The organism is Enterobacter sp. DTU_2021_1002640_1_SI_PRY_ASU_LCPMC_013, assembly GCF_032389435.1.
Classification (GTDB): domain Bacteria; phylum Pseudomonadota; class Gammaproteobacteria; order Enterobacterales; family Enterobacteriaceae; genus Enterobacter; species Enterobacter hormaechei_C.
The window spans coordinates 3,518,243-3,542,088 of sequence record NZ_CP135594.1 but is presented as its reverse complement, the minus strand read 5'-3'; the positions used below and the strand labels follow the sequence as shown (position 1 = coordinate 3,542,088).

Genomic DNA, 23,846 nt, shown 5'->3' with positions numbered 1-23,846 from the left:
AATTTGATTTAGGTCAACCGCATCCCGTCGTTGATATTTAAAATCCCTCCTCCACTGTGCTTGCCAGGAATTTTCCAGGCAACGTGTACGTCAGGTTGGATGCCTGTCTTCATTTACCCTCAGGAGCGCAAGGGTTGTAAACGAGCATCTATGAATATTCACCACATCCTGAAGCAAAATAAAGACCGCTGGTGGGCACTTCCTCTTATTTTACCCGTCGTGTTACTCCCGGTGCTTAGTGTGGCTAATACCTTAACGCAGCTGGGCGACGGTATCGTTGCGCTCTATTATCTCCCGCTCTCCTTTCTGCTGACGCTGATGTTATTCTTTGGCCTGGAAGCCCTCCCCGGGGTGGTGGTGTCGCTGTTTTTACGTTATTACCCCTCCGTTGGGTTATTTGAAGCCATGGCCGGCATTCTGCATTTTATCGTTCCTCTGGTGCTCAGCTGGGGCGGTTATCGCGTGTTTGCGCCCCGGCGTAATATGACCGCTTACGGTGACATACGCCTGATGGGGCAGCGTATTTTCTGGCAGGTGTTTTGCCCGGCAACGCTATTTCTGCTGCTGTTTCAGTTTGCGGTCTATCTCGGCGTCTATGAGAGCCGCCAGAGCCTCGCAGGACTGAATCCCCTCAATATTCGGACCCTTATTAACTATCAGGGGCTGCTGGTGAGCGGGCTGACGGGCGTGCCGCTAAGCTACCTGCTGATCCGCCTGATACGTCATCCGCGCTATATCAAGGGACTGATGTCCCAGCTCCGCGCGCAAATAGACAAAAAGGTGACGGCCGTTGAGTTTGTGGTGTGGTTTTTAGCCCTGGGCGGGTTGCTGGTCATGCTGCTGCTGCCCATGAATGCAAACAGTTCCATTTTCAGTACCAACTACACCTTGTCCCTGCTGATGCCCGTGATGCTCTGGGGTGCGATGCGCTTTGGCTACAAGCTGATGTCACTCATCTGGACGCCGGTCCTGCTGGTGTCGATTCACTTTTTTTATCACTACATTCCGGTGCAAGAGGGGTATGGCATTCAGCTGGCGATCACCTCATCCAGCTATCTGGTCTTTTCCTTCGTTGTGACGTACATGTCGATGCTGGCGACACGCCAGCGGGCCATCAATATTCGCTCCCGCAGTCAGGCTTTTCTCGATCCGGTGGTGCATATGCCCAACCTGCGGGCGCTTTCGCGCGAGCTGGCCAGTCATCCGTGGTCAGCGCTCTGTTTACTGCGCGTGCCCGAGCTGGAGGTGCTGGGACGCAATTACGGCGTGATGCTGCGGATCCAGTATAAACAGCAGCTGGCGCAATGGATAAACGGCACCCTTCAGCCCAATGAGCGAGTCTATCACCTCACCGGGTATGACATGGCGGTGCGTCTGGAGGCGGAGTCGCATCAACAGCGCATTGAGACGCTGGACGAGCATATCAAGCAGTTCGTTTTTGTCTGGGATGGTATGCCGGTACAGCCTCAGGTCGGCGTGAGCTATTGCTATGTGCGCTCACCCGTCAATCACCTCTATCTGGTGCTGGGGGAACTGGGTATCGTGGCCGATCTCTCCCTTTCTACCAACCACCCGGAAAATCTTCAGCAGCGCGGGGCTGTTCATTTGCAGCGTAGCCTGAAAGATAAGGTCGCGATGATGAGTCGTTTGCAGGCCGCGCTGGAGCAGGACGCTTTTACCCTGCTGGTTCAGCCCGTTCGCGGGCTGCGCGGCGATAGTTACCACGAGGTGCTGCTGCGAATGCGTGATGATAACGGGGCGCTGATCTTTCCCGAGCAGTTCCTGCCCATAGCACAGGAGTTTGGTTTATCGTCGCGTGTTGATTTATGGGTACTGGAGCGTACGTTGAGTTTCCTGGCACAGCACCGCCAGCGTTTGCCGGGCCAGCGCTTTGCGATCAACCTCGCACCTTCTACCGCCTACAGGGCGCAGTTCCCGCTTGAAGTGAGCCGCCTGTTAGCCAAATACGCCGTTGAAGCGTGGCAGCTGATCTTTGAAGTGACCGAAAGCAGCGCCTTTGGTCATGCGGATATGGCGGCGTCGACCCTCAGGAAATTACAAAAAATGGGCATCCGGATCGCCATTGATGATTTTGGCACCGGCTACGCCAGCTATGCGCGGTTAAAAAGCGTGGACGCAGATATTCTCAAAATCGACGGCGGCTTTATTCGCAATATTGTCAGCAACAGCCTGGATTACCAGATTGTGGCTTCCATTTGCCATCTGGCCCGGATGAAGAAAATGCTGGTGGTGGCGGAATATGTGGAAACGGAAGAGATACGTAGCGCGGTGCACGCGCTAGGTATCGATTATGTGCAGGGCTATTTGATTGGGTTGCCGGCTGAGCTTGATACGTTGCTCGACACGCAGCCTTCTCAGGAGAGCGCCTGAGCCGTTACGCTGCCGCCTCAGAACTCTCTTCTTCAATCTTCAACAGCCAGCCGGTGACCGCTTCCCAGTACTGCTGCTCTTTTTCCAGATCCAGCAGCACCAGCGCGTTCTGGCTAAACCAGTCGTTCGGGAAGCTCAGCGTCCAGTGATAGTCATCCGTTTTTAGCTTCAGCGTCGGCGGCGTGGTGGTTGCCTGTCGCTGATTATTGAGCAACACGCCCAGGCGCAACAGCTGAATGAGCGGCAGGAACTGCTTTTTCTTAAATAACGTAAAGCGCGGCAGATCGTCGAGCTTGATGGCTTTGCGGTGATAGCGCACCAGCGTCGCCATCATGGTTTGCTGCTCCTGGTTGAAGCCAGGCAGATCGCTGTTTTGCAGAATATAGGCTGAATGGCGATGCATTCCGCTGTGGTTAATGTTCAGCCCCACCTCGTGCAACATGGCGGCCCATTTCAACAGCGCGGCCAGCTGCGGATGCGCCAGCTTCGGATTCTGCTCCTCCCACTGCTCGTACATCTGAACCGTGGTTTCCAGCACCCGTTTCGCCTGTTCGCGGTCGATGTTGTACTGGTTGGCCAGGCTCTGCGCGGTGCGGCTGCGAATATCCTGATGACGGAAACGACCTTCCATCTCATACAGCACGCCTTCACGCAGGGCGCCGTCAGAGAGGCGCAGCTCTTTGATCGCCAGCGCGTCAAACACGCCGCAGAGGATCGCCAGCCCCGGTACGAACACGGCTTTACGTTCGTCGGACAGACCCGGCAAACTCAGGGCGTCGAAGCTCTTATGCTTAAGCACCTCTTCGGTGAGTTTCACCAGGCGCTCAGGCGTAATAAACCCGTCTTTTTCACCCATTGCCAGCAGCACTTCATGGGCCGCTTTAATCGACCCCGATGCGCCCAGCGCCACGTTCCAGCCCTGAATACGGTATTGCCAGGCCAGATTTTCCAGTTTTTGTACGGCGGCCATGCGCGCGCGCTGGAAGTTTTCGCGGGTGATGACGCCGCCCGGGAAATACATCTGCGCGAAGCTGACGCAGCCCATACGGCGGCTTTCCACCAGACGCGGCTCGAAATCTTCGCCAATCACCAGTTCCGTGGAGCCACCGCCGATATCAATCACCAGCTTGCGGCCTTTTTCCGGCTGCGTATGCTCCACGCCCATAAAAATCAGGCGTGCTTCTTCGTTACCGGAGATGATCTCAATCGGGTAGGGGATAACCTTTTCCGCACGCTTAAGAAACTCCGGCGCGTTCAGCGCCTGGCGTAGCGTATGCGTCCCGACGATGCAGACGCTGGACGGCGAAAAGCCTTGCAGACGTTCTGCGAACAGCGACAGGCAGTTCAGCCCGCGCTCCATGGCCTCTTCGCTCAGCATGTTACGCGCGTCGAGACCATCGGCCAGATGCACACGCTGCTTCAGACGACCGATGATCTGCATCGCGCCATCCACCTCGCGGGCGATGACCATATGGAAACTGTTTGAGCCAAGATCGACCGCGGCGAACTCCTGCGGGCGTGGGGTATTATCGTTTATTGGCATAGGTTAATCGGATTGCTCAAGTGATTTAATGTAATCGTAAATCGCCAGCTGCGAGCGCACTTTACGGCGATTGCCGCGCGGTACATAGCGATTACTGAGTTCTTTGTCGATATAACGTGCTTTCACCGTATCGCTGAACAGGATCTCGATAATGTCCAGGATACGCTGCTTCAGGCGAGGATCCAGCAGCGGTGCCGCCACTTCAATACGGTAATCAATGTTACGCGTCATCCAGTCGGCGGACGAGAGGTATACGCGCTTATCACCGGCGTTATCGAAAATATAGACGCGATCGTGTTCAAGATAGCGATCCACAATGCTGATCACGCGGATATTGTCGCTGATGCCTTCCAGTTCCGGAATGAGCGAGCACATGCCGCGAATGAGCAGATTTACCGGAACGCCGGAGCTGGAGGCCGCGTACAGGCGGTCCACCAGCCCTTTGTCCACCAGATTGTTGAGCTTCAGCGTGATGCCGGACGACAAGCCGTTCTGCGCATTGGCAATCTCTTTGTCGATCATATCGTACAGCAGGCGGCGTGAGTTCTGCGGTGACACCAGCAGATAATCGAAGCTCACCGGGCGGTACGGGTTCTCAATGAAGTTGAACACCCGACGCACTTCGTTGGTGATGCGGGCATCGGCAGTCAGCAGCGAATAGTCGGTGTAGATTCTCGCGGTTTTCTCGTTAAAGTTCCCGGTACCGATATGGGCGTAGCGCACCACGTCGTCGCCCTCCTTACGGGAGATCAGGAACAATTTGGCGTGAATTTTCAGCCCCGGTGCGGAGAAGATGACGTGTACGCCCGCTTCCGTCAGTCGGCGCGCCCAGTGGATGTTGGCCTCCTCGTCGAAGCGAGCCTGGAGCTCAACCACCACGGTCACTTTCTTGCCGTTGTGCGCCGCGTGGATCATCGCATCGATGATGCGGGAATCTTTCGCCACGCGATAAATGTTGATTTTAATCGCCAGCACGTTCGGATCGAACGAGGCCTGACGCAGCAATTCCAGCACGTGTTCAAAGGTGTGATACGGATAGTAGAGCAGCACATCCCGTTCGCGGATGGCGTCGAACCCGTTGCGGAACTTATCGAACCAGATATGGCGCAGGCGCGGCAGCGGTTTGTTCACCAGATTGGCCTTGCCGACGTTCGGGAAGCCAATGAAATCTTTAAAGTTGTGGTAACGCCCACCGGGGATAATGGAGTCGTAGCGGGAGATGGTCAGCTTATCGCGCAGCATCTCCACCATCGCGTCCGGCATATCGCGTTGATAGACAAACCGCACCGGCTCCGCCGTCAGGCGCTGCTTGAGGCTGGAAGACATCAGCTCCATCATGCTGGCCTCCATCTCATGCACCAGATCGTACTCGGCGTCACGGGTCATCTTCATCGAGTAGGCGTTGAGCGCGTCATAATCGAAGAAGCCTTTGAAGATATCGTCCAGGCAGTAGCGCAGGATGTTATCCAGCAGGATCATCGGCTTACGCCGGCGCGGGGTTTCCGGCGGCAGGTTTACAAAGCGTGGGACTTTATCAGACGGTATTTCCAGCAACGCGTAGTTAATGGTCTCACCACGAATGATTTCTACCGCCAGATAGGTGTAATCATCTTTCAGGAACTGCACCAGATCGGTTTCACGGTTGATCAGAATCGGGGTAATGTGCTGGCGCAGATAATGTTTGAAATAGTGGCGCAGCCAGTTTTGCTGATTCGCGGAGAGCTGGCGTTCGTTGATCAGGAAGATTTGGTTGCGTGCCATTTCCAGCAGCAGCTCGTTATAGAGGCCATCAAATTCCTGATCGGCCTTCATCACGCGAGACTGGATTTTTCCAAGCAGATGCCGCGAGTGGGAGTTTAAGCCCTGTTCTTCGCTGATGATGATTCGGCGTTTCAGTTCGGCGAAGCGAACCTTGTAGAACTCATCCAGATTGTTGGAATAGATGCCTAAAAAACGCATACGTTCAATCAGCGGGTTGCTTTTATCGGCCGCTTCCTGAAGTACACGTTCGTTGAATGCTAACCAGCTTAGCTCTTTCTCGATGTATAACTTTTCCTGACCCATTACAGCTCACACTCCAGTTCAATCACAGGACGTGGTAAATCCGTCTCGTCCTTATTATGGCGAGCATTTCCACGATATGTCCAACAGTGCCAGAAAAGTATGACAGTTATTTTTTTGTTGGGGAATTTAGAGGGTTGGGGGAGGGGGTGTCGGGTGGCGCTGCGCTTACCACGACCTACGGGACCGTAGGCCCGTGCAAGCGAAGCGCCGCCGGGCAATTCAAACAGACTACTCTTCAGCCGCATAACCCTGCGGGGGCAACTTCACGCCGTCCAGCCAGGCTGCGCCGTTGCGCATCTCCAGACGTCCATCGACAAACCAGCTTACCACCAGCGGATAAATGGCGTGTTCCTGCGTCTGCACACGTTCGGTCACGTCGTCTTCGTTGTCGCCGTCAAAGACCGGTACTTTTGCCTGCAAAATGACCGGACCGCCGTCCAGCTCGTCGGTGACGAAATGCACGGAGGTACCATGCTCCTCATCGCCGTTCTCCAGCACCTGACGATGGGTGTGCAGACCGGGGTATTTTGGCAGCAGGGAAGGGTGGATATTGAGCAGTCGTCCGGCGTAGTGTGCAACAAAAGCCGGGCTCAGGATGCGCATGTAGCCTGCCAGCACCACCACGTCAGGCGTGTAGGCGTCAATCTCCTGCACCAGCTCACGGTCAAAGGCTTCACGCCCGGCGAACTGGCTGGCTTCCAGCGCGTGCGCAGGAATGTTCGCTTCCCGCGCGCGCTCAAGGCCGAATGCATCGGCCTTGTTGCTGAATACTGCCCGAATGGTGCCATTGATTTTCTTCTGTTTGCAGGCGTCTATGATTGCCTGCAAATTGCTTCCGTTGCCGGAAATGAGCACCACGATGTTTTTCATTCAATGACCACACGCTGTTCGGAATCGGAAGCTTTAATCGTACCGATTTTCCACGCGTTTTCACCTTTTTCTGTCAGCAGCTTAACCGCTTTATCCGCTTCGCTGGCGGGCAGGGCGATAACCATGCCCACGCCGCAGTTAAAGGTGCGGTACATTTCGTGAGAGCTCACGTTGCCTGCGGTTTGCAGCCAGCTGAAGACGGACGGCCACTGCCATGAGGATGCGTCGATCACCGCCTGGGTATTGTCCGGCAGCACGCGCGGAATGTTTTCCCAGAAGCCGCCGCCGGTGAGGTGAGCGATGGCGTGCACGTCAACGTTCTCAATCAGCTCCAGCACGTTTTTCACGTAGATGCGGGTCGGGGCCAGCAGGTGATCGGCCAGCGGTTTGCCGTCCAGCTCGGTGGTCAGCGGGTCGCAACCGCTCACTTCGAGGATTTTACGCACCAGAGAGTAGCCGTTGGAGTGCGGACCGCTGGAGGCCAGCGCAACCAGCACATCGCCGTCAGCCACTTTGCTGCCGTCGATAATTTCTGATTTTTCTACCACGCCGACGCAGAAGCCTGCGACGTCATAATCTTCACCGTGATACATGCCAGGCATTTCCGCGGTTTCACCGCCGACCAGCGCACAGCCGGATTGCAGGCAGCCTTCGGCGATACCGTTAATGACGCTGGCTGCGGTATCTACGTCCAGCTTGCCGGTCGCGTAGTAATCGAGGAAGAACAGCGGCTCGGCGCCCTGTACCACCAGGTCGTTGACGCACATCGCCACCAGATCGATACCAATCGTATCGTGACGCTTAAGATCCATCGCCAGGCGCAGTTTTGTACCGACACCATCCGTACCCGAGACCAGCACAGGTTCACGATATTTTTGCGGCAGCGCGCACAGTGCGCCGAATCCACCCAGGCCACCCATCACTTCCGGGCGGCGGGTTTTTTTCACCACACCTTTGATTCGGTCAACCAGCGCATTACCTGCGTCAATATCAACACCGGCATCTTTGTAGCTGAGAGAAGTTTTGTTGGTCACGGCTTAAATCCCCACGCGATTGCATAGCTAGTAAGAAAAATCGGCGCAATTCTAACAGTCCAGGCAAACGTTTGCGAGCCTATTCTCGGCGCGAGGATCTTTTTTTCTGTGCGGGCTGTCCAGGGCAACAAACTTGACTCTGTTCACGAAAATGAAACCGGTTTCGGCGATCTGCTTGCAACGGCTATCCCCTTTGCACATCATCAAACTGAAACCGGTTTCTGTAACTGTTTTTGCAGAAAATAACGCAGAATGAGGGATAGCGAATGTCAGGATTTAAAGCAGGTTTTCTGTGGGGTGGGGCCGTTGCGGCGCACCAGCTCGAAGGCGGCTGGAAAGAGGGCGGCAAGGGCGTGAGCGTTGCCGATGTCATGACGGCAGGCGCCCACGGGGTACCGCGTGAAATCACCAACGGCGTGATGGAGGGGAAAAATTACCCAAACCACGAAGCCATCGACTTCTATCACCGCTATAAAGAAGACATCAAACTCTTTGCCGAGATGGGGTTCAAATGCTTCCGCACCTCCATCGCCTGGACGCGTATCTTCCCGAAAGGCGACGAGCTGGAGCCGAACGAAGCGGGACTCAAATTCTATGACGATCTTTTTGACGAGTGCCTGAAGCACGGCATCGAGCCGGTGATCACGCTTTCCCACTTCGAGATGCCTTTCCACCTGGTGACGGAATACGGCGGCTGGCGCAACCGTAAGCTGATCGACTTCTTTGTTCGCTTCGCGAAGGTCGTTTTTGAGCGCTACCAGCATAAAGTGAAGTACTGGATGACCTTTAACGAGATCAACAACCAGGCCAACTTCCACGAAGACTTTGCGCCGTTTACCAACTCCGGGCTGAAATATGCGCCGGGAGAAGATCGCGAGCCGGTGATGTTCCAGGCGGCGCACTATGAGCTGGTGGCCAGTGCTCTGGCGGTGAAGGCGGGGCGCGAGATTAACCCGTCACTGCAAATCGGCTGCATGATTGCCATGTGCCCCATCTATCCGCTGACCTGTGCCCCGGACGACATGATGATGGCGATGAACGCCATGCATCGCCGCTACTGGTTCACCGACGTTCACGTGCGCGGCAAGTATCCGCAGCACCTGCTCAACTACTTTGAACGTCGCGGCTTCGCGCTGGATATTACCGAAGAAGATAAAGTGGCGCTGACGCAGGGCTGCGTGGATTACATCGGGTTCAGCTACTACATGTCTTTCGCTACCAAGGCGACGGCGGACAACCCGCAGCTGGACTACGACGAAAGTAAGAGCCTGGTCTCTAACCCGTACGTGCAGAAATCGGACTGGGGCTGGCAGATCGATCCTGTCGGGCTGCGCTACTCCCTCAACTGGTTCTGGGATCACTATCAGCTGCCACTGTTTATCGTTGAGAACGGCTTTGGCGCGATCGACGTGCAGGAGAGCGACGGCACGGTGAACGACCAGTACCGCATCGACTACCTTTCCGCACACATCCGCGAGATGAAAAAAGCGGTGGTGGAAGACGGCGTGGATCTGATGGGCTATACCCCGTGGGGCTGTATCGACCTGGTCTCTGCCGGCACCGGCGAGATGAAGAAACGCTACGGCTTTATCTTTGTCGATAAAGATAACGAAGGTAACGGCACGCTGAACCGCAGCAAGAAGAAATCGTTCGACTGGTATAAGCAGGTGATTGCCAGCAACGGCGATAACCTGTAATTGTCGGGTGGCGCTAACGTTTACCCGACCTACACTACACGTAGGCCCGCGTAAGCGCAGCGCCACCGGGCAGAACCCGCACCCAAGCCGGAGCTTCGCCTCCGGTTTTTTTGTCTCTAAATCACTTTGCTTGATATACGTCAAGCAAGATGGGTATGGCCTAATCCGAAAAAAGCGGTATAATCCCGCGATTTTTTTGCGGATGCCACCTCAGAGGAGAAAGAGAATGAAGATTGTGGAAGTGAAACACCCACTCGTTAAACACAAGTTGGGCCTGATGCGTGAGCATGACATCAGCACGAAGCGTTTTCGCGAACTGGCTTCTGAAGTGGGTAGCCTGCTGACCTACGAAGCGACCTCTGATCTGGAAACGGAAAAAGTGACCATCGAAGGCTGGAACGGCCCGGTGCAGGTTGAGCAGATCAAAGGTAAAAAAATTACCGTGGTGCCAATCCTGCGTGCGGGTCTGGGCATGATGGAAGGCGTGCTGGAGCACGTCCCAAGCGCGCGTATCAGCGTGGTGGGTATCTACCGTAACGAAGAGACGCTTGAGCCGGTCCCGTACTTCCAGAAGCTGGTCTCTAACATCGACGAGCGTATGGCGCTGGTGGTTGACCCGATGCTGGCGACAGGCGGTTCGATGATCGCCACCATCGACCTGCTGAAAAAAGCGGGATGCAGCAGCATCAAAGTGCTGGTGCTGGTTGCGGCGCCGGAAGGTATCGCGGCGCTGGAAAAAGCGCACCCGGACGTTGAACTCTATACCGCGTCTGTCGACCAGGGACTGAACGAGCACGGGTACATCATCCCGGGGCTCGGCGATGCCGGCGATAAGATTTTTGGTACTAAATAATCGAATAACGATAAAGAAGCCGACTTTGATAGTCGGCTTTTTTTTGAATAAAAACCAACAATGACACTCAGAGGAAAACACTATGACGCGCCGTGCTATCGGGGTGAGTGAAAGACCGCCGCTTTTACAGACAATCCCGCTTAGTTTGCAGCACCTGTTCGCCATGTTTGGCGCAACCGTGCTGGTGCCAATCCTGTTTCACATTAACCCGGCTACCGTGCTGCTGTTTAACGGCATCGGTACGCTGCTTTACCTCTTCATCTGTAAAGGCAAAATCCCGGCCTATCTCGGGTCGAGCTTCGCGTTTATCTCCCCGGTACTGCTGTTGCTGCCGCTGGGTTATGAGGTCGCGCTGGGCGGCTTTATCATGTGCGGCGTGCTGTTCTGCCTGGTCTCCTTCATTGTGAAGAAAGCCGGTACCGGCTGGCTGGACGTGATGTTCCCGCCTGCGGCAATGGGGGCCATCGTTGCCGTCATCGGCCTGGAGCTGGCGGGCGTGGCGGCGAACATGGCTGGGCTTCTGCCTGCGGACGGTCAGTCACCGGATTCTAAAACCATTATTATTTCGCTGGTGACGCTGGGCGTGACGGTATTCGGTTCCGTCCTGTTCCGCGGCTTTATGGCGATTATCCCGATCCTGATCGGCGTGCTGGCGGGTTACGCGCTCTCCTTCGTGATGGGCGTTGTGGATACCACCCCGATTGCCGAGGCGCACTGGTTCGCGCTGCCAACCTTCTACACCCCGCGCTTTGAATGGTTCGCCATTTTCACTATTCTGCCTGCCGCGCTGGTGGTGATTGCTGAGCACGTCGGCCACCTGGTGGTGACGGCGAACATTGTGAAGCGCGACCTGATCCGCGACCCGGGCCTGCATCGCTCCATGTTTGCCAACGGTTTCTCCACCATCATCTCTGGTTTCTTCGGCTCCACGCCAAACACGACTTACGGTGAGAATATCGGCGTAATGGCGATCACCCGCGTCTACAGCACCTGGGTTATCGGCGGCGCGGCGATCATCGCCATTCTGCTCTCCTGCGTTGGTAAACTGGCGGCGGCGATCCAGATTATCCCGGTTCCGGTGATGGGCGGCGTTTCCCTGCTGCTGTACGGGGTGATCGGTGCCTCCGGTATTCGCGTGCTGATTGAATCCAAAGTGGATTACAGCAAGGCGCAGAACCTGATCCTGACCTCCGTTATCCTGATTATCGGCGTGAGCGGCGCGAAGGTGCACATCGGCGCGGCAGAGCTGAAGGGTATGGCGCTGGCGACCATCGTCGGCGTCGGCCTGAGCCTGATTTTCAAGCTGATCTCGGTGATCCGCCCGGAAGAGGTGGTGCTGGACGCGGACGAAAGCGAAAAAGCGTCACAGTGATTGTCATGCCGGGCGAAGGATCGCCCGGTTCTCTCCTTGCAGGTTCCGTGTTAAACTCCATTCCGATTTTATGTAAGATCTCTGGTTGAGGTATTTCTGAACGGACCGGCACAGCTCTCTCTGCCACTTTATCTCCCTGACGACGAAACTTTCGCGAGTTTCTGGCCGGGTGATAACCCCTCTTTACTGGCTGCACTGCAAAACGTGCTGCGCCAGGAACACAGCGGATACATCTATATCTGGTCACGCGAAGGCGCGGGACGCAGCCACCTGCTGCATGCCGCCTGTGCGGAGCTTTCGGCGCGCGGTGACGCGGTAGGCTATGTGCCGCTGGATAAACGCACCTGGTTTGTACCTGAGGTGCTGGAGGGCATGGAACATCTCTCCCTGGTCTGCATCGATAATATCGAATGCGTGGCGGGGGACGAACCGTGGGAAATGGCGATCTTTAACCTCTACAACCGCATTCTGGAGTCGGGCAAAACCCGGCTGCTGATCACCGGCGATCGTCCGCCGCGCCAGCTCAATCTGGGACTGCCGGATCTGGCGTCTCGTCTGGACTGGGGGCAAATCTATAAGCTGCAACCGCTGTCGGATGAAGACAAACTCCAGGCACTTCAGTTGCGCGCCAGACTGCGCGGATTTGAACTGCCGGAAGACGTAGGGCGCTTCCTGCTCAAGCGTCTGGATCGGGAGATGCGCACGCTCTTTGATACGCTCGATCAGCTCGATCGCGCCTCCATCACCGCCCAGCGCAAGCTGACCATTCCGTTTGTGAAAGATATTCTCAAGCTTTGAATTTGCTCGCCCGGTGGCGGCTGCGCCTTACCGGGCCTACGATAGCTAGTTTTGCCGGGTGGCGGCTGCGCCTTACCCGGCCTACGAAAACCCATTACGCTTTGTAGGCCCGGTAAGCGCAGCGCCACCGGGCTTAACAATCTTCCATCAGATGCTCAACCAAAAGCGGAATCGGTCTTCCCGACGCCACGCTTCGTCCGCTTTCACGCCACAGCGCCGTCCCGCTGATATCCAGATGCGCCCACGGGATCGTCGGCGGGCAGAAATGGTGCAGCAGCCACGCCGCCGACGCGCTGATCGCCGCGTTGTTGGTCGGCGTGTTGCACAGATCGGCAATCGCGCTGTCGGTTTGCTTTCTTAGCCGCGCATCCAGCGGCAGGGACCACACCTCGTCGCCGCTCCGTTTGCCTGCGTACGTCAGTGCCTGACGCAGCGGCTCATCCTGGGTCATCAACCCGCTCAGCTCATACCCCAGCGCTTTCACCACCGCTCCGGTTAAGGTCGCCATATCAATGATATAGTGCGCCTGTGGATGGCGCTGACTCGCCCAGGCGATAGCGTCTGCCAGCACCAGCCGGCCCTCGGCATCGGTATTGTTGATTTCAACGGTGGTGCCGTTGCAGGCCATCGCCACCGTGCCGGGCTGCATGGCGTCGGGGCCGATGGCGTTTTCCGCCAGCGCCAGCACGCCCATGATGCGCACGGGTAATTTCAGCTCCGCAACGGTCAGCATCAGCCCGAGCACGTTAGCCGCGCCGCACATGTCATATTTCATGGTGTACATGCCCGCGCCTTCCTTCAGCCACAGGCCGCCGGTGTCAAAGGTAATGCCTTTTCCCACGTAGCAGCGCACCGGGCCATCAGACACGCCGTTATAGTGAATAGCCAGCAGGCGCGGCGGGCAGGTCGCCCCTTTGCCAACGGCGTGCAGTAGCCCCAGCCCCTGCTCAACAATTTGCTTTTCATCCAACACCTCGCAGCGCAGGGCAGGGCTGGCGGCACACAGTTTTTGCGCCTCTTCCACCACAAACTGCGGCGTGCAGCGGTCGGACGGTATATCCGCCAGACGTCGCGCCGCGACCATGCCGAGCGCAATGGCCTGCTGCTGGCGGAAGGTTGTCTCCAGTTTCGCCTGCTGTTCCGGCAGGCAGAGGGCAGTGATGCAGGTAAGACGCAGCGCTTCGTCCGTTTTCTTCAGCTTCAGGTCACTGAGCCTGTGCGTCTGATTAAAGAGATAACGCAGTACCTGCGCCAGCACCACATCGTCAATATCCGTCACGTCCAGCACGAGTTCGGCGCTGGCGGGGGCGGCAAGCAGCGGTCGCAGGGCGGTGAGCAACCCTTCGGTCAGGGCGTCATGCCAGAGCGTATCCGGCAACAGGGTGATGCGGGCAAACGGCGCGCAGCCAAAGCGCGCGTCCGCGACGGTGTTCTGCTGGCGCATTTCAGCGACAAGAGCGCTTTTCGGTAACAGGGAACTGTCAGCGCGCGCAATCAAATGGCTGTTCGGCTTCGCGTCTGAAAGCGCGTTGATAAACTGGTATGTGATCATCATGACTCCTCAATCGGTGCGCGGATCCGCGCGGCATAGGCCTGCATCCACTCCTCATCTACCGCGTGATAGTGCGTTTTCTCCCGCAGGCGTTCAGTACGGAAAACGGTGAGGGGCTGGCGAGCCGTCGCCACCACAAACGAGAAGGTTTTGATGTTGGTCGCGGCGCCAAATTCTCCTTTGCTGTTCATGCACACCACGGAGAGATCGCCCGCGCGGCCAAAGCGCGACATCAGCTTGTCTTCCAGTTCGAACACCACCGAATCCGCCGCCTGCTGCGGCGTCATCCCTTGCGCCATCCGGCGAACGATTTCGTAGCTGGTACAGCCCTTCATCAGATCTTCACCGACGCCCGTGGCGGTGGCCGCGCCGGTTTCGCTGTCGCAGTAAAAGCCGGAGCCGATGATGGGTGAGTCACCGAGGCGACCGCGTTTTTTCATAAACAGGCCGCTGGTGGAAGTGGCGACGCTCATCGAGCCCTGTTTATCGAGGCCGATGATGCCGACGGTGTCATGTCCGTCGTAGGGGCTTAACCCCTTGTCCAGCGTTTCGCGGCAGCGCTTACGGTAGTGTTGCATGGCGCGATCCGTGAGCATGGTTTTGTCGGCAAAGCCCTGGCTCAGCGCCCATTCGCGCGCGCCCTGGCCGACCAGCAGGCTGTTATAGCGCTGGCGGCTGAGCGCATGCGCCACGCGCACCGGGTTGGCGATATCCACCAGATTGCCCACGGCGCCGAACGCCAGCGTGTCGCCGTCCATATAGGCCGCGTCCAGCTCCACCTCGCCGTTTTCGGTGGGCAGCCCGCCGTAGCCGACAGATTTATAAAACGGAAAGTCCTCGACGGCGGCGACGGCATCCACCACCGCCGGAGCGACAGGTTTGCCCGCAGCCAGCGCAGACGCAGACTCCGTGACGCCTTCAAGCGCCATTCGCCAGGTTGCGATAATTCCCCACATGCTTTACTCCTGTTTTGCAAGGGTGGTGTCGGTTTGCGTAGCGGTAGTCAGCTCCGCGGCGCGGTACTGTTTATCCAGGATACGCATGAAAGGCAGGTACAGCATGGCGCCAATCAGCAGGTTGATCAGCTGCATCACGCTGCCGCTCAGGTGCCCGGTGACGATAAAGCCGCTGATAACCGGCGGCAGCGTCCAGGGGATAAACACCCCGGTGGTGACGGCGACCGCACCAATTTTCATCGCCGCATACTGCACGGTGACCAGCACCAGCGGCACCAGATTGAATGGGATGAGCATGATCGGGTTCATGATCACCGGCAGGCCAAACAGGATCGGTTCGTTGATGTTAAACACCGACGCGCCCGCACCGAGGCGCGCTACTTCGCGCATGTTTTTGCTGCGGGCGAAAATCAGCATCGCAATCACCAGCGACAGCGTGGCGCCCGCGCCGCCCATCCAGATCATGTCAAAAAACTGTTCGGTGATGATGTGCGGCGGCGTCGTTCCCGCCTGGATCGCGGCGATGTTGTCGGTCTGGTTCTCCATCCACAGCGGGCGAATAATCCCGTTGATCATCGAACCGGAGTTAATGCCCACTGACCACAGAATGGTGATGCTGAATACGGTCATCAGCGCCCCGAAATAAGAGGTGCCGTAGTGGCGCACCGGGGTGGCAACCACTTCATAAATAAACTGGTGGATGGTGTGGTAGTGGGTGTTTTCAAAGACGATGCGGATAAGCAGCACCAGAATCATCACCAGCAGGGCTGGGATCAGGGCCGCGAACGACTCCTGCACCGCCGGAGGCACGCCGTCCGGCATTTTGATGACCAGCTTTTTGCGCTTCAGCCAGCAGAACAGTTCCGTCCACAGCAGGGAACCGATCATCGCCACGAACAGCCCTTTGCTGCCAATCCACTCTACCGGCATCACGGTAATGCCGCCGTTTTCCGCCACTTTGATAAAGGGCGTCAGGATCAGAAACGCGACCAGCGCCAGGATGCCGCAGGAGATGCGGTCCTCACCATAATGCTCAGCCAGGCGGTAGGCCACCAGGAAGCTGATAAACAGCGACATGGTTGAGAACACCGCGTTAAACGGGATCTCTATAATTGCACTCCAGCTCTCACCAAAGGCCTGAGACATAAACTGCTGATAGGCCTGATTCGGGAAGGAGGAGATCACCAGCAGAATGGAGCCGACGATAATAAACGGCATGAAAGACACGTAGGCGCCGCGAATGGCCCCAAGATGACGCTGCTGGGCCGTTTTCGCCGCCAGCGGCATCAGTTTTGCTTCAAGAAATCCCAGAACATTGTTCATTGTGAACTCCGTACAAGATTGAGAGGTGTTGTTTATGTTATGTCTGTGGATTATCAGTGAAGCGCGGCGAGCGAAAGGTGAAATCGGTCACAAAGCATTCGCTGCTCTGATATAAATCTCATAAGATTAGTTCCGGAGAGAGACGCGATGGAAATCAAACTGCATGCCAATGCCACCACCACACCGCGTATCCGTCGTTATCTTCAGCAGTCAGATAAAAGCGACAGGGAACTTGCCGTTGAGCTGGGGATCTCGGTCACCACCGTCAGGCGCTGGCGCAACCGCGACCAGGTTTCGGATAACCACACCACGCCAAAAGTGATACACAAAGCGCTGAGACAAGAGCAGGCGACACTGATAAATGCCCTGCGGGATATCACCGGGGCACCGCTGGACGATCTGCTGCTGCTGGTGAATGACGGACTCGGGATCGCCGTTTCCCGCGCGACCCTGAACCGCTACCTCAAACCAGCTTCGGTAAAACAAAAGGGGGCGTCGTTGCAGGGCAAAAAGGCGCTGAAGGCCGGGATCATGCCGCAGAAGCTACTCCTGCATCATCAGCCGCTGTCGCTGCATATGGACGACGGTGGCGAGCAACACCTGCTCTGGGCGCGTGAACCCGTCAGCGGCTGGTGTTACGCCCGGCTTTATGCTGGCGTATCGCCGCAGTTGCTGACCCGCTGGACGAACGAGGTGCTGGCTGCCTGTCCGGCTGATATTCAATCTGTTGAGACTTTTGGGCTAGAAGTGAACTTGCCGGAGCATGACGTCACCGTAAAAGTGCATTCACAGTATTATCTCGCCCTTCAGGTCACCGTGCCGTTACGCGAAATCATTCCGCGGGTGAACAGTGAACCGATGGGAGAGCTGTTGATCCAATTGTGTGAGTTTTACAACCGGGGAAAAGCGCAGAAAAAGCTGGGAGAGCGTACGCCGCAGGCGTTTCTGGAAGCGCTGCGGCGTAACGATTAGACGATCCCGAGCACGTCTTCCGGCGGACGGCCGATACGCGCCTTGCCGTTCGCCACCACAATCGGGCGCTCAATCAGCTTTGGATTGTCGACCATCGCCTGAATCAGCCGTTCTTCAGTGAGACTGGTATCGTTCAGATTGAGCGACTTATACAGATCTTCTTTCTGACGCATCAGGTCGCGTGCGCTGCCCATGTTCAGCATCTTCAGCAGCTGGCGGATAGTCTGCGCGTCCGGCGGCGTCTCCAGATACAGCACCACTTCCGGTTCGATGCCGTTAGACTTCAGCAGGCTGAGGGTGTCTCGGCTCTTGGAGCAGCGAGGGTTATGGTAGATTTTTACCGCGTCTGTCATGACTTCTCCTTTATTACATCTTCTCGTACGGCTTAAAGCGTTGTTGCAGGCCGCGCAGCTGGTCGATTCGCGCATCGTAGCGGGCCTGTTGCAGGCTGCCAAGCTTCACCTGCGAGCTGGCGCTGCTCAGCAGGGAAATGGCCTGATCGAGGCGACCCGCCAGCGCCAGACCTTCCGCACGCGCGGCCAGCTCCTGATCGCGGTTACCCAGTTGCCCCTGGGCCTGGGCGAGCAGCTCCCAGCCGTTCTGGTCATCTTTATTGTTAAAGGTGTAGCGGTTCAGAATGGTCACCGCCTCGCCGGGCTGGCCGCCCTGTAGGTAGGCGTTCGCCAGGTTAAGCTGCAATACTGGATTGTTACGAAGATCTTTCGCCCCTTTCAGGCGATTAATCGCATCGGTCGCTTTTTTCTGCCCCAGATCGATATCGGTGGCGAGGTCGAGATACCACGGATTGTCAGGCGCCGCCGCCAGCAGCGGCTGTAGCGCTTTACGCGCTTCATCGTACTTGCTGGCCTCCATCGCCTGGAGCGCCTGACCATACTGCGCTGCGTTTTTCTCGCGCACGTTGCCTTTCGCCAGCGCGTCCAGCAGATCGCTGGTGAGCTGATTACGTCCGGAGTTGTACATGCCAAGCGTTCTCACTTTGGCCATGTAGAAATCCTGCGAAGACTGCACCACGACCGGACGCATCTGGTTGGCACGGTTACGCGCATCCGAGAGGCGGCTTTCCGGCAGCGGGTGGGTCAACAGAATTTCAGGGGGACGCGACGAGTAGCGTGCCTGGTCGAGCAGCTTTTCCAGGAAGCTCGGCATGGCCTGCGGGTCAAAGCCGGAACGCTGTAAAACCTGAATGCCGATGCGGTCTGCTTCCTGCTCATTCTGCTGGGTAAAGCTGATCATCCCCTGACGCGTCCCCGCCAGCGTCCCGGTAAGCGCTGCCATCCCGGCCTGCGGGCTGGCCATCGCCAGCAGAATAGAGCCCAGCGCGCCCACCCAGGTTAGCGGGGCGTTACGCTTCTGATCTTCCATCGCACGCGCCAGATGGCGCTGGGTGACGTGCGAAATTTCGTGCGCCATGACGGACGCCAGCTGGCTTTCGTTATCGGAATAACGGAACAACGCCGAATGCAGTACCACGTTCCCGCCAAAGAAAGCGAAGGCGTTGATTTCGTCGTTATTGATTAAATAGAAGTGGAAGGGCGTTTTTACCGAGTCGGCGTGCGCCACCAGACGCATCCCCAGGCCGTTAATGTATTGCACCAGCAATGGGTCGTTAATCAGCGGAGCACTGCCGCGCAACTGGCGTACGTAATAATCACCCATCTGCATCTCCTGCCCGATGGAGAGCGTGCTTCCTGCCGTGGTGCCCATGTCCGGCAATGAATCGGACGAGTCAGCGAAAGCGGGCAACACCTGACCCACCGTCACGGCGGCAATCAGTGTCGCAACCAGTGTTTTTCTCAACTGCCTGAACATAACCACTGTCCTGTATGTTGGATGTGCTAATTTGACCGATGAACCCGCATAACGTTCATCTCCGCTGCTCTGCGAGTGTAGCCGTGTTAAGAGATGAAGAAAATCCCATTCATCAGGGTTTTGCGAAACCTGACAGTGAAACAAAAAGGAAAGTCTTTTTTGTGACAGTTAGATACAATTCACCGTCTCACTCCCGCCATTCGATTCAGGGAAGGGTTGTATGCTCGAAATGTTAATGCAGTGGTATCGGCGTCGGTTTAGCGACCCGGAAGCCATTGCTTTGCTGGTCATTCTGGTTGCCGGATTCGGTATCCTGTTCTTCTTTAGTGGCCTGCTGGCACCGCTACTGGTGGCGATTGTGCTGGCGTATCTGCTGGAGTGGCCCACCGCGCGTCTGGAACATATCGGCTGTTCCCGCCGCTGGGCGACCAGCATTGTTCTGGTGCTGTTTGTCGGCATTCTGCTGCTGATGTCCTTCGTGGTGATGCCCATCGCCTGGCAACAGGGGATCTACCTGATCCGCGATATGCCCGGCATGCTGAATAAACTGTCTGATTTTGCCGCCACGCTGCCGCGCCGCTATCCTGCGCTGATGGACGCCGGGATCATCGATGCGATGGCCGAAAACATGCGCGCCCGCATCATGACCATGGGTGACTCGGTGGTGAAATACTCTCTGGCCTCGCTGGTAGGCCTGCTGACGCTGGCGGTTTACCTTGTTCTCGTGCCGCTAATGGTGTTCTTCCTGGTCAAAGATAAAGAGCAGATGCTGAACGCGGTACGCCGCGTGCTGCCGCGCAATCGCGGTCTCGCCGGTCAGGTCTGGCAGGAGATGAACCAGCAGATCACCAACTACATTCGCGGCAAAGTGCTGGAGATGATTGTGGTGGGCGTGGCGACCTGGATTGGCTTCGTGATCTTCGGACTGAACTACTCGCTGCTGCTGGCGGTGCTGGTCGGATTCTCGGTTCTGATCCCGTATATCGGCGCGTTTGTGGTGACCATTCCGGTTGTGGGGGTGGCGCTGTTCCAGTTTGGTCTGGGTACGGAGTTCTGGAGTTGTTTCGCCGTATACCTGATTATTCAGGGACTGGACGGAAATCTGCTGGTACCGGTGCTGTTCTCAGAAGCAGTTAACCTGCATCCACTGGTTATTATCCTGTCAGTGGTGATTTTCGGCGGGCTGTGGGGATTCTGGGGGGTATTCTTCGCCATTCCGCTGGCGACGCTGATTAAAGCCGTGGTCCACGCGTGGCCGGATGTGCCAGCGGTGGAAGAGAAGTAGGTTAATGCGGGCTGATGCCCTCACCCCAACCCTCTCCCGCGGGGAGAGGGGGCAAACACTAAAAACGGTAGCGCATGCTACCGTTTTGCATTTACCTTGTAGGCCGGGTAAGCGCAGCGCCACCCGGCACTAAAATTATCACGCGTTCTCTTTCAGCCACTTCAACACCACGTCGTGGTGGTTGCTGGTTTTGAAATCATCAAACACGTGCTCAACGTTACCGTCAGCGTCAATCAGGAAGCTGATGCGGTGAATACCGTCGTACGTTTTGCCCATAAAGGACTTCTCACCCCAGACGCCAAACTGCTCGCAAACCTGGTGGTCTTCATCGGAAAGCAGCGTGAAGTTCAGCAGCTCTTTTTCCGCAAAGCGTGACAGCTTCTCTGGCTTATCGGTGCTGATGCCCAGCACTTCCACACCGACCTTCTTCAACTCATCCATGTTGTCGCGTAGACCGCAGGCCTGTACGGTACAGCCCGGGGTCATGGCTTTCGGGTAGAAATAGACCAGAACACGCTGTCCCTGGAAGTCGGTCAAATTTACTTGCTCGCCGTCTTGATCCGGTAAGCTAAATTTCGGTGCGATATCACCGGCTTTCAGTGGGTTCATTACTCAACTCCATCCTGTTCGTGCTGCGAATAATCGACGACGCTTATACTGCCTTGCGCGTGTAATTCTGTACAGAGGGCTTTGAACGCTTGCTCGATATTTGACGCATCCTGCGAGGCAGGGCTGTGTGCGGTAATTTGAATGAACAGCGTCGGGATTGCGTTTTCATCGCCCGGCTGCGTGCGGGAAACCAGTTCGGCAATGTTCATCTGATGGCTGTCAAACAGCGCCGTAAAACGTTCAATCAGATGAGGTGAATCAGGCACTTCAACCTGTACCCAGACCGTGGCAGGCAAAGCCGGACGCGGGCGCGCGGTGGTGCGCTTCATCACAATCAGTAAATCCAGCTCAGCGCCTTTCAGCGGCAGGGTAGATTCGATGAGGGTAATGGCATTCCATGTTCCGGAAAGCAGCATGATGAACGTGAACTCTTCGCCAAGCATAGCCAGCCGGCTATCTTCGATGTTGCAGCCGCAGCTGCTCACGTGGCGAGTGATGGTATTCACGATACCCGGCCTGTCAGCACCCAGCGCAGTGATAACCAGGTAATGTTGTGATGAGGTTGTCAAACCTGTTCTTCCTTTGCGTGGTTAAGTCTTCCTAAGGAAAGCATAAAAAAAACATGCATACAACCGCCTGAGAGCCTCAGGTCGCTTGCTTTTATTACAGTTCCAAACGTAACATTGAGGCTCTTGTTCGCACAGAGGATGGCTCATGTTCACGGGAAGTATTGTCGCGCTTGTTACACCGATGGATGAAAAAGGTAATGTCTGCCGGTCAAGCATGAAGAAGCTCATTGATTACCATGTCGCCAATGGAACCTCGGCGATCGTTTCGGTAGGGACTACCGGTGAATCCGCTACGCTGAGCCACGAAGAGCACGGCGACGTTGTGATGCTGACCCTGGAACTGGCGGACGGGCGTATTCCTGTCATCGCGGGTACGGGCGCAAACGCAACGGCAGAAGCGATTAGCCTGACTCAGCGTTTTAACGACAGCGGCATTGTCGGCTGCCTGACGGTGACCCCTTATTACAACCGTCCTACTCAGGAAGGTTTGTTCCAGCATTTCAAAGCCATCGCTGAACATACTGACTTGCCACAAATTCTGTATAATGTGCCGTCCCGTACCGGTTGCGATATGCTGCCGGAAACCGTTGGCCGTCTCTCGAAAGTAAAAAATATTATCGGGATTAAAGAGGCGACAGGGAACTTAAGCCGCGTTCATCAGATCAAAGAGCTGGTTTCAGACGACTTTATCCTGTTGAGCGGCGATGATGCGACCGCGCTGGACTTTATGCAGCTCGGTGGTAATGGCGTGATTTCCGTTACGGCGAACGTGGCGGCGCGTGATATGGCTGACATGTGCAAACTGGCCGCAGCCGGTCACTTTGATGAAGCTCGCGTGATTAATCAGCGTCTGATGCCGTTGCACAATAAATTATTTGTCGAACCCAATCCGATCCCAGTGAAATGGGCATGTAAGGAGTTGGGGCTTGTAGCAACCGACACGCTGCGTCTGCCAATGACACCGATTACCGACCACGGTCGTGAAATTGTCGCTGGCGCGCTGAAGCATGCCGGTTTGCTGTAAAGTTTAGGGAGATTTGATGGCTTATTCAGTACAGAAGTCGCGCCTGGCGAAGGTTGCGGGTGTTTCGCTTGTTATGCTCCTCGCTGCCTGTAGTTCAGACTCGCGCTACAAGCGCCAGGTGAGCGGTGATGAATCCTATCTGGATGCGCCGCCGCTTGCTGAACTTCACGCGCCTGCCGGCATGATCCTGCCGATCCAGAACGGTGATTATAATATTCCGGTTACCAACGGCAGTGGCCTGGTGGGTAAAGCGCTTGATATTCGTCCGCCGGCTCAGCCTCTGGCGCTGGTGAGTGGCGCGCGCACGCAGTTTACCGGTGATACGGCCTCTCTGCTGGTGGAAAGCGCACGCGGTACCACGCTGTGGCCGCAGGTTGTGAGCGTTATTCAGTCGAAAAACTATACGATTGATAAACGCGACGACGCCAGCCAGACCTTAACCACCGACTGGATTGAGTGGAACCGTCTCGATGAAGACCAGCAGTATCGTGGTCGTTATCAAGTCTCCGTTAAGCCGCAGGGTTATCAGCAGGCGGTTACCGTTAAGCTGTTGAATCTTGAGCAGGCAGGTAAACCGGTTGCCGATCCGGCCGCCATGCAGCGCTACAGCACTGAAATGCTGAACGTGATTGCCGCTGGTCTGGATAAGAACGCTACCGATGCCGCAAACGCCGCGCAGAACCGTAACGGTTCAACGTTTGACGTGCAGAGCGGTGCAGACGATACCGGCCTGCCAATGCTGGTGGTGCGTGCGCCGTTTAATCAGACCTGGCAGCGCCTGCCAGCAACGCTTGAAAAAGTGGGCATGAAGGTGACCGACAGCACCCGTTCAACGGGCAGCATCACAGCGACCTATAAGCCGCTGTCTGATAGCGCCTGGCAGGAGCTGGGGGCAAGCGATCCACAGCTGCCTTCCGGTGACTACAAAATCCAGGTTGGCGACCTCGATAACCGCAGCAGCCTGCAATTTATCGATCCGAAAGGACACACGCTGACCCAGGCGCAGAACGATGCGCTGGTCGCTGCCTTCCAGGCCGCATTCAGCAAATAATAGTGAGGGCTGGTTAATCCAGCCCTTTTTATTTTCGTGCTACGCAAACGTGT

General features: G+C 56.5%; 20 protein-coding genes. 9 read left to right on the top strand and 11 right to left on the bottom strand.

All coding sequences use genetic code 11. The features are described from left to right. Positions 1-150: 150 nt before the first annotated feature. Positions 151-2,391, top strand: a complete 2,241-nt coding sequence (locus RS584_RS16900; RefSeq protein ID WP_315748362.1) for an EAL domain-containing protein — start codon at positions 151-153, stop codon at positions 2,389-2,391. Between the two features lie 4 nt (positions 2,392-2,395). Here RS584_RS16900 and ppx read toward each other — a convergent pair whose 3' ends face one another. From ppx to purM, 4 genes are all read right to left on the bottom strand, one after another. Next, complete coding sequence (gene ppx / locus RS584_RS16895; protein WP_032671813.1) at positions 2,396-3,934, bottom strand: exopolyphosphatase; 1,539 nt, start codon at positions 3,932-3,934, stop codon at positions 2,396-2,398. Positions 3,935-3,937: 3 nt separating this feature from the next. Then, the gene (gene ppk1 / locus RS584_RS16890; RefSeq protein WP_015572188.1) at positions 3,938-5,998 is read right to left on the bottom strand and encodes a polyphosphate kinase 1; all 2,061 of its coding nucleotides are present in this window, start codon (positions 5,996-5,998) and stop codon (positions 3,938-3,940) included. A gap of 228 nt (positions 5,999-6,226) precedes the next feature. Beyond that, positions 6,227-6,868 (bottom strand): phosphoribosylglycinamide formyltransferase, encoded by a 642-nt coding sequence (purN, locus tag RS584_RS16885; protein ID WP_315748361.1) that lies wholly within the window; start codon positions 6,866-6,868, stop codon positions 6,227-6,229. Then, the gene (gene purM, locus RS584_RS16880; RefSeq protein ID WP_193042349.1) at positions 6,865-7,902 is read right to left on the bottom strand and encodes a phosphoribosylformylglycinamidine cyclo-ligase; all 1,038 of its coding nucleotides are present in this window, start codon (positions 7,900-7,902) and stop codon (positions 6,865-6,867) included. The genes purN and purM overlap by 4 nt, the downstream gene beginning before the upstream one ends. Before the next feature lie 266 nt (positions 7,903-8,168). Here purM and RS584_RS16875 point away from each other — a divergent pair, with 266 nt between their 5' ends. The 4 genes from RS584_RS16875 to RS584_RS16860 all read left to right on the top strand — a co-directional run bounded on the left by RS584_RS16875 (position 8,169) and on the right by RS584_RS16860 (position 12,622). Then, entirely contained in the window at positions 8,169-9,599 is a 1,431-nt protein-coding gene (locus RS584_RS16875) for a 6-phospho-beta-glucosidase (RefSeq protein WP_315748360.1), read from the top strand. Between the two features lie 226 nt (positions 9,600-9,825). After that, a complete protein-coding gene (gene upp, locus RS584_RS16870; RefSeq protein ID WP_003860560.1) occupies positions 9,826-10,452 on the top strand; it encodes a uracil phosphoribosyltransferase in 627 nt (208 codons plus the stop codon). 82 nt (positions 10,453-10,534) lie between these two features. Next, positions 10,535-11,824 carry a uracil permease gene (uraA, locus tag RS584_RS16865; RefSeq protein ID WP_063616413.1) on the top strand — a complete coding sequence of 430 codons (1,290 nt, stop codon included), beginning with the start codon at positions 10,535-10,537 and terminating at the stop codon, positions 11,822-11,824. Positions 11,825-11,920: 96 nt separating this feature from the next. Further along, positions 11,921-12,622 (top strand): DnaA inactivator Hda, encoded by a 702-nt coding sequence (locus RS584_RS16860; RefSeq protein WP_211482948.1) that lies wholly within the window; start codon positions 11,921-11,923, stop codon positions 12,620-12,622. A 133-nt stretch (positions 12,623-12,755) separates the two neighbouring features. On the opposite strand, the gene RS584_RS16855 is transcribed toward RS584_RS16860, so the two are convergent. From RS584_RS16855 to celB, 3 genes are read right to left on the bottom strand one after another with little or no spacing between them, the layout of a single operon-like run. Further along, positions 12,756-14,174 (bottom strand): leucyl aminopeptidase family protein, encoded by a 1,419-nt coding sequence (locus RS584_RS16855; protein WP_315750004.1) that lies wholly within the window; start codon positions 14,172-14,174, stop codon positions 12,756-12,758. Further along, complete coding sequence (locus tag RS584_RS16850; protein ID WP_017383506.1) at positions 14,174-15,130, bottom strand: N(4)-(beta-N-acetylglucosaminyl)-L-asparaginase; 957 nt, start codon at positions 15,128-15,130, stop codon at positions 14,174-14,176. The genes RS584_RS16855 and RS584_RS16850 overlap by 1 nt, the downstream gene beginning before the upstream one ends. A 3-nt stretch (positions 15,131-15,133) precedes the next feature. Continuing rightward, entirely contained in the window at positions 15,134-16,453 is a 1,320-nt protein-coding gene (gene celB / locus RS584_RS16845) for a PTS cellobiose transporter subunit IIC (protein ID WP_315748359.1), read from the bottom strand. A gap of 147 nt (positions 16,454-16,600) precedes the next feature. Here celB and RS584_RS16840 point away from each other — a divergent pair, with 147 nt between their 5' ends. Continuing rightward, positions 16,601-17,425 carry an XRE family transcriptional regulator gene (locus RS584_RS16840; protein WP_315748358.1) on the top strand — a complete coding sequence of 275 codons (825 nt, stop codon included), beginning with the start codon at positions 16,601-16,603 and terminating at the stop codon, positions 17,423-17,425. Here the strand turns inward: RS584_RS16840 and arsC are convergent. Continuing rightward, complete coding sequence (gene arsC / locus RS584_RS16835; protein WP_315748357.1) at positions 17,422-17,778, bottom strand: arsenate reductase (glutaredoxin); 357 nt, start codon at positions 17,776-17,778, stop codon at positions 17,422-17,424. The genes RS584_RS16840 and arsC overlap by 4 nt on opposite strands. 13 nt (positions 17,779-17,791) lie before the next feature. Beyond that, positions 17,792-19,255 (bottom strand): beta-barrel assembly-enhancing protease, encoded by a 1,464-nt coding sequence (gene bepA / locus RS584_RS16830; RefSeq protein WP_015572197.1) that lies wholly within the window; start codon positions 19,253-19,255, stop codon positions 17,792-17,794. A gap of 220 nt (positions 19,256-19,475) precedes the next feature. On the opposite strand from bepA, the gene RS584_RS16825 reads away from it, so the two are divergent. Next, positions 19,476-20,540 carry an AI-2E family transporter gene (locus tag RS584_RS16825; protein WP_003860546.1) on the top strand — a complete coding sequence of 355 codons (1,065 nt, stop codon included), beginning with the start codon at positions 19,476-19,478 and terminating at the stop codon, positions 20,538-20,540. A gap of 138 nt (positions 20,541-20,678) precedes the next feature. Here RS584_RS16825 and bcp read toward each other — a convergent pair whose 3' ends face one another. Then, complete coding sequence (gene bcp / locus RS584_RS16820; protein ID WP_315748356.1) at positions 20,679-21,149, bottom strand: thioredoxin-dependent thiol peroxidase; 471 nt, start codon at positions 21,147-21,149, stop codon at positions 20,679-20,681. Next, the gene (locus RS584_RS16815; protein WP_000213743.1) at positions 21,149-21,718 is read right to left on the bottom strand and encodes a glycine cleavage system transcriptional repressor; all 570 of its coding nucleotides are present in this window, start codon (positions 21,716-21,718) and stop codon (positions 21,149-21,151) included. The genes bcp and RS584_RS16815 overlap by 1 nt, the downstream gene beginning before the upstream one ends. Positions 21,719-21,863: 145 nt before the next feature. On the opposite strand from RS584_RS16815, the gene dapA reads away from it, so the two are divergent. Then, on the top strand, positions 21,864-22,742 hold the full coding sequence (dapA, locus tag RS584_RS16810) for a 4-hydroxy-tetrahydrodipicolinate synthase (protein ID WP_003860542.1): 879 nt from the start codon (positions 21,864-21,866) through the stop codon (positions 22,740-22,742). Between the two features lie 16 nt (positions 22,743-22,758). Continuing rightward, the gene (gene bamC / locus RS584_RS16805) at positions 22,759-23,793 is read left to right on the top strand and encodes an outer membrane protein assembly factor BamC (protein ID WP_006811481.1); all 1,035 of its coding nucleotides are present in this window, start codon (positions 22,759-22,761) and stop codon (positions 23,791-23,793) included. Positions 23,794-23,846: the final 53 nt, after the last annotated feature.

Coding starts and splice junctions, on each gene's coding strand:
- bcp (WP_315748356.1), bottom strand. CDS start 21,149: ATGAACCCACTGAAAGCCGGTGATATCGCACCGAAATTTAGCTTACCG.
- bamC (WP_006811481.1), top strand. CDS start 22,759: ATGGCTTATTCAGTACAGAAGTCGCGCCTGGCGAAGGTTGCGGGTGTT.
- RS584_RS16900 (WP_315748362.1), top strand. CDS start 151: ATGAATATTCACCACATCCTGAAGCAAAATAAAGACCGCTGGTGGGCA.
- RS584_RS16855 (WP_315750004.1), bottom strand. CDS start 14,174: ATGATCACATACCAGTTTATCAACGCGCTTTCAGACGCGAAGCCGAAC.
- ppx (WP_032671813.1), bottom strand. CDS start 3,934: ATGCCAATAAACGATAATACCCCACGCCCGCAGGAGTTCGCCGCGGTC.
- dapA (WP_003860542.1), top strand. CDS start 21,864: ATGTTCACGGGAAGTATTGTCGCGCTTGTTACACCGATGGATGAAAAA.
- ppk1 (WP_015572188.1), bottom strand. CDS start 5,998: ATGGGTCAGGAAAAGTTATACATCGAGAAAGAGCTAAGCTGGTTAGCA.
- RS584_RS16875 (WP_315748360.1), top strand. CDS start 8,169: ATGTCAGGATTTAAAGCAGGTTTTCTGTGGGGTGGGGCCGTTGCGGCG.
- uraA (WP_063616413.1), top strand. CDS start 10,535: ATGACGCGCCGTGCTATCGGGGTGAGTGAAAGACCGCCGCTTTTACAG.
- upp (WP_003860560.1), top strand. CDS start 9,826: ATGAAGATTGTGGAAGTGAAACACCCACTCGTTAAACACAAGTTGGGC.
- purN (WP_315748361.1), bottom strand. CDS start 6,868: ATGAAAAACATCGTGGTGCTCATTTCCGGCAACGGAAGCAATTTGCAG.
- bepA (WP_015572197.1), bottom strand. CDS start 19,255: ATGTTCAGGCAGTTGAGAAAAACACTGGTTGCGACACTGATTGCCGCC.
- RS584_RS16825 (WP_003860546.1), top strand. CDS start 19,476: ATGCTCGAAATGTTAATGCAGTGGTATCGGCGTCGGTTTAGCGACCCG.
- RS584_RS16850 (WP_017383506.1), bottom strand. CDS start 15,130: ATGTGGGGAATTATCGCAACCTGGCGAATGGCGCTTGAAGGCGTCACG.
- celB (WP_315748359.1), bottom strand. CDS start 16,453: ATGAACAATGTTCTGGGATTTCTTGAAGCAAAACTGATGCCGCTGGCG.
- RS584_RS16840 (WP_315748358.1), top strand. CDS start 16,601: ATGGAAATCAAACTGCATGCCAATGCCACCACCACACCGCGTATCCGT.
- arsC (WP_315748357.1), bottom strand. CDS start 17,778: ATGACAGACGCGGTAAAAATCTACCATAACCCTCGCTGCTCCAAGAGC.